Below are 5,724 nucleotides of genomic sequence, written 5' to 3' on the forward strand. Positions count from 1 at the left end.
AAAAAGCCCTTCATATTGCTATGAAGGGCTTCCAAGAAAGGCAACGACCTACTCTCCCACTTTCGCAGTACCATCGGCGCTAACGGGCTTAACTACTCTGTTCGGAATGGTAAGAGGTGAGCCCCGTCGCTATAACCACCTTAAGTTTTTGGTCGCTCGCTGTTGGCACCGGTGCGTGGGCATAAAGCCCCAAACCTATGGCCAAAACAATCAACCGGCAGTGTGGACTGCCAAATATCGTGACATACTGAAACAAGAACATGACTTCGCAATAATCTTTTTGAACTTTATAAAAAAACAGGCGTACAATAAGCCTATGGGCTATTAGTACCACTCGGCTACGACATTGCTGCCCTTACACCTATGGCCTATCGACGTGGTCATCTCCCACGGCCCTTTAAAGAAATCTCATCTTGTGGTGGGTTTCGCGCTTATATGCTTTCAGCGCTTATCCCTTCCCAACGTAGCTACCCAGCAGTGCCCCTGGCGGGACAACTGGTACACCAGAGGTTGGTCCAACTCGGTCCTCTCGTACTAGAGTCAGATCCACTCAAATTTCTAACGCCCACTGTAGATAGAGACCGAACTGTCTCACGACGTTCTGAACCCAGCTCGCGTGCCACTTTAATGGGCGAACAGCCCAACCCTTGGGACCTTCTCCAGCCCCAGGATGTGACGAGCCGACATCGAGGTGCCAAACCCCCCCGTCGATATGAGCTCTTGGGGGAGATCAGCCTGTTATCCCCGGCGTACCTTTTATCCTTTGAGCGATGGCCCTTCCATGCGGAACCACCGGATCACTATGCTCTTGTTTCCAACCTGATCGACTTGTAGGTCTCTCAGTCAAGCACCCTTATGCCATTGCACTCTGCGCACGGTTACCAAGCGTGCTGAGGGTACCTTTAGAAGCCTCCGTTACTCTTTTGGAGGCGACCACCCCAGTCAAACTACCCACCAAGCACTGTCCCCTTTCTCAAGGGTTAGACTCTAGATAAGCAAAGGGTGGTATTTCAACAATGGCTAACGTACGCCTGGCGACGCACGATCAAAGCCTCCCACCTATCCTACACATTACTTATCCAAAACCAATACTAAGCTATAGTAAAGGTGCACGGGGTCTTTTCGTCCCACAGCGGGTAATCGGCATCTTCACCGATACTACAATTTCACCGAGCTCATGGCTGAGACAGTGTCCAGATCGTTGCACCATTCGTGCAGGTCGGAACTTACCCGACAAGGAATTTCGCTACCTTAGGACCGTTATAGTTACGGCCGCCGTTTACTGGGGCTTCATTTAAGACCTTCGGGTTGCCCCTAAGCCCTCCACTTAACCTTCCAGCACCGGGCAGGTGTCAGGCCATATACGTCATCTTTCGATTTAGCATAGCCCTGTGTTTTTGATAAACAGTCGCCTGGACCTTTTCACTGCGGCCCATCCGAAGATGGGCGACCCTTCTCCCGAAGTTACGGGTCTATTTTGCCTAATTCCTTAGCCATGAATCTCTCGAGCTCCTTAGAATTCTCATCCCAACCACCTGTGTCGGTTTGGGGTACGGGCTGCCTCACTCGTTTTTCTTGGAAGTCGCTACTCTGGATTATCACCTTGGCCGAGGCCTCAGTGTACTATCGCCGTGTTGCCACTGGCTTCAACGGACTATTCCGTCAGTCCGCACCAAATTTACGCCTCCGTCACTTTTAGCGTGGGCAGGTACAGGAATATTAACCTGTTGTCCATCGACTGTCCCTTTCGGGTTCGCCTTAGGCCCCGACTGACCCTCAGCTGATTAGCATAGCTGAGGAAACCTTGGTTTTTCGGAGTGCGGGTTTCTCGCCCGCATTATCGTTACTTATGCCTACATTTTCTTTTGTAGCTTCTCCAGCACGCCTCACGACGCACCTTCGACGACACTACAATGCTCCCCTACCCATCTTTCGATGCCATAGCTTCGGTAATATGTTTATGCCCGATTATTATCCATGCCGGACCGCTCGACTAGTGAGCTGTTACGCACTCTTTAAATGAATGGCTGCTTCCAAGCCAACATCCTAGCTGTCTGGGCAGTCCAACCTCGTTATTTCAACTTAACATATATTTGGGGACCTTAGCTGATGGTCTGGGTTCTTTCCCTCTCGGACATGGACCTTAGCACCCATGCCCTCACTGCTGGTTAACATTTCATAGCATTCGGAGTTTGTCAGGAATTGGTAGGCGGTGAAGCCCCCGCATCCAATCAGTAGCTCTACCTCTATAAAACTATGGACCAACGCTGCACCTAAATGCATTTCGGGGAGTACGAGCTATTTCCGAGTTTGATTGGCCTTTCACCCCTACCCACAGGTCATCCGAAGACTTTTCAACGTCAACCGGTTCGGCCCTCCACTGTATGTTACTACAGCTTCAGCCTGCCCATGGGTAGATCACACGGTTTCGCGTCTACCGCTACTGACTAAAGCGCCCTGTTCAGACTCGCTTTCGCTGCGGATCCGTGACTTAATCACTTAACCTTGCCAGCAACGGTAACTCGTAGGCTCATTATGCAAAAGGCACGCCGTCACCCCCTAAAGGGCTCCGACCGCTTGTAAGCGTATGGTTTCAGGTTCTATTTCACTCCCTTATTCAGGGTTCTTTTCACCTTTCCCTCACGGTACTAGTTCACTATCGGTCTCTCAGGAGTATTTAGCCTTAGCGGATGGTCCCGCTTGATTCATACAGGATTACTCGTGTCCCGCACTACTCAGGATACCACTATCTACGCACGCCTTGCCTATACCGGGCTATCACCGTCTATGGCCGCCTTTTCCAAGGCGTTCTAGTTCATTGTGTTTCGAATGTCGTGGTCCTACAACCCCGGCGCTGCCGTAACAGCACCGGTTTGGGCTAATCCGCGTTCGCTCGCCACTACTAACGGAATCACTTTTGTTTTCTCTTCCTCCGGGTACTTAGATGTTTCAGTTCCCCGGGTTCGCCCCCTTGCGGGTAACATATCTTCAATATGCTGGGTTGCCCCATTCGGATACCTGCGGATCAATCGGTGTGTGCCCGTCCCCGCAGCTTTTCGCAGCTTATCACGTCCTTCCTCGCCTCTGAGAGCCTAGGCATTCCCCATACGCCCTTATTTAGCTTATTGTACTTTTTGCTTTTTTAATGAGTTACTGTCCAGTCTACGGTTTTCAGTCCCAGTATTCAGCAATTTAATGCCAAACCATGTTTCCTACACCCCATAAACCAAACTTTTTGATCGATTGGATATCGCTCGATGTGACCCCAACCGATCCAATTATTGTTCAAACTGGATGTCATCCAATTTGTTTTCATGTATCTTTTTTCAATATGTCAATGAACTTTGTTATGCCTTAAGCACTTGGCTTTAGACATTAAGCTTACGGCCTACGGCCTATAGCTTTTTGTGGAGAATAAGGGAGTCGAACCCTTGACCTCCTGCGTGCAAGGCAGGCGCTCTAGCCAGCTGAGCTAATCCCCCGTATCAGAATTCAGAATTACGAATTCAGAATTACGAACTTTGAATTCTCAACTTCTAAAATTTCCTTTCAATATATTATGAACGTCTTTCAATTGTCAATTATCAATTTTCAATTGAAACCTGTAGTCTCAGGCAGACTCGAACTGCCGACCTCTACATTATCAGTGTAGCGCTCTAACCAGCTGAGCTATGAGACTGTTTATAGTCGTCAGTTTTCAGTTTTTAATAACGTATCGTTACAAAAGCACCGTTTTCTGGTGACTTATATCTTAAATTAACAGCAATGAGAACAGACTACCCTTTTCTTAGTTATTTGTATTTCCTCTTGATCGTCTTTCTCTAGAAAGGAGGTGTTCCAGCCGCACCTTCCGGTACGGCTACCTTGTTACGACTTAGCCCTAGTTACCGATTTTACCCTAGGCCGCTCCTTGCGGCGACGGACTTCAGGCACTCCCAGCTTCCATGGCTTGACGGGCGGTGTGTACAAGGCCCGGGAACGTATTCACCGCATCATGGCTGATATGCGATTACTAGCGATTCCAGCTTCACGGAGTCGAGTTGCAGACTCCGATCCGAACTGTGATAGGGTTTATAGATTCGCTCCTGGTCGCCCAGTGGCTGCTCTCTGTCCCTACCATTGTAGCACGTGTGTAGCCCAGGACGTAAGGGCCGTGATGATTTGACGTCATCCCCACCTTCCTCACGGTTTGCACCGGCAGTCTTGCTAGAGTTCCCGACATGACTCGCTGGCAACTAACAACAGGGGTTGCGCTCGTTATAGGACTTAACCTGACACCTCACGGCACGAGCTGACGACAACCATGCAGCACCTTGTAGATGGTCCGAAGAAATAAGTGTCTCCACCTAATGCAATCTACATTTAAGCCCTGGTAAGGTTCCTCGCGTATCATCGAATTAAACCACATGCTCCACCGCTTGTGCGGGCCCCCGTCAATTCCTTTGAGTTTCAGGCTTGCGCCCGTACTCCCCAGGTGGGATACTTATCACTTTCGCTTAGCCACTCAGGTAAACCCGAACAGCTAGTATCCATCGTTTACGGCGTGGACTACCAGGGTATCTAATCCTGTTCGCTACCCACGCTTTCGTCCATCAGTGTCAATGTATTGTTAGTGATCTGCCTTCGCAATTGGTATTCTATGTAATATCTATGCATTTCACCGCTACACTACATATTCTAACCACTTCACAATAATTCAAGACGACCAGTATCAAGGGCAATTCTACAGTTGAGCTGCAGACTTTCACCCCTGACTTAACCGTCCACCTACGGACCCTTTAAACCCAATGATTCCGGATAACGCTTGGATCCTCCGTATTACCGCGGCTGCTGGCACGGAGTTAGCCGATCCTTATTCTTACGGTACCGTCAAGCCCCCTCACGAGGGGGTGTTTCTTCCCGTACAAAAGCAGTTTACAACCCATAGGGCCGTCTTCCTGCACGCGGCATGGCTGGATCAGGCTTGCGCCCATTGTCCAATATTCCTCACTGCTGCCTCCCGTAGGAGTCTGGTCCGTGTCTCAGTACCAGTGTGGGGGATCCCCCTCTCAGGGCCCCTACCTATCGTTGCCATGGTAAGCCGTTACCTTACCATCTAGCTAATAGGACGCATACCCATCTTTTGCCGTAGCCTTTAATATAAAAGCCATGAAGCCTCTATATACTATACGGTGTTAATCCAAATTTCTCTGGGCTATCCCGTAGCAAAAGGTAGGTTGTATACGCGTTACGCACCCGTGCGCCGCTCTCATCGGTAGCAAGCTACCAAATCCCGCTCGACTTGCATGTGTTAGGCCTGCCGCTAGCGTTCATCCTGAGCCAGGATCAAACTCTTCATCGTTAATTTTTAGGCGCTCATCACGCCAATGTTATTAACAACCAATAGGAATCTCTCGTACTCAAAATAATCTATTCTCTTTGTCGATTTTTGTCGTTTCCAACTAAATCTTACGCTGTCAATTCAATATGTCTATGAACTTCTTTTTTTCTTTCCCCAGCTCGTTTCCTTGCTAAGCGGGTGCAAATATAAAACCCTTTTTCTTATCCCGCAATACTTTTTAAATCTTTTTTGAAAAAAGTTTTTTTCAACCTTTTTCCCAAAACCCCCAAAACCTCATGCCGAACGACGCCCCTAAGCTTTCACTTTTTTAGCGGCTGCAAACATACGACCCTTTCCCTTTTATTTGCAAACTTTTTGAAACCTTTTTTTGAGGTTTTTTTAAC

Annotated in this window: 2 tRNA genes and 3 rRNA genes; all 5 read right to left on the reverse strand. The window is 48.8% G+C overall.

The features are described from left to right. Positions 1–35: 35 nt before the first annotated feature. Positions 36–143, reverse strand: a 5S ribosomal RNA gene (gene rrf / locus CDH50_RS14850). A gap of 161 nt (positions 144–304) precedes the next feature. Beyond that, positions 305–3,128 (reverse strand): 23S ribosomal RNA (locus CDH50_RS14855). 280 nt (positions 3,129–3,408) lie between these two features. Further along, positions 3,409–3,482: transfer RNA gene (locus CDH50_RS14860), tRNA-Ala, on the reverse strand. Positions 3,483–3,605: 123 nt separating this feature from the next. After that, positions 3,606–3,679: transfer RNA gene (locus tag CDH50_RS14865), tRNA-Ile, on the reverse strand. Between the two features lie 146 nt (positions 3,680–3,825). Further along, positions 3,826–5,341, reverse strand: a 16S ribosomal RNA gene (locus tag CDH50_RS14870). The 16S, 23S and 5S rRNA genes sit together here with 2 tRNA genes alongside, the layout of an rRNA operon. Positions 5,342–5,724 lie beyond the last annotated feature (383 nt).

It is taken from the genome of Confluentibacter lentus (assembly GCF_002806995.1).
Lineage (GTDB): Bacteria > Bacteroidota > Bacteroidia > Flavobacteriales > Flavobacteriaceae > Confluentibacter > Confluentibacter lentus.